General features: G+C 32.0%; 1 protein-coding gene. It reads right to left on the bottom strand.

Annotated features, from left to right (window positions below; genetic code table 11):
- A partial coding sequence (locus EOC06_RS41380) for a hypothetical protein (RefSeq protein WP_206631554.1) occupies positions 1 to 206 on the bottom strand: 206 nt, incomplete at both ends.

The raw sequence follows: 206 nt of genomic DNA on the forward strand, positions 1-206 counted from the left end.
CATCAATGGGTTACCAATAGCTTCAGCTGCTTGCAAGTACAATAAAGAGTTTGGCTTTAAAACTGGGAGCAATTTAATGGTTATCCCTATAAGTCCACATACTCCCAAAAAAATGTAGTGTTTCTTAGTTACCTTCATTAAAATTGATTTGCTTTTAGCAACTAAGACACCAATTAAGAACATTGGGAAAATACTTATATATAAAT

Origin of the sequence: Mesorhizobium sp. M7A.F.Ca.MR.362.00.0.0, from assembly GCF_004023175.1 — a bacterium.
Classification (GTDB): Bacteria; Pseudomonadota; Alphaproteobacteria; order Rhizobiales; family Rhizobiaceae; genus Mesorhizobium.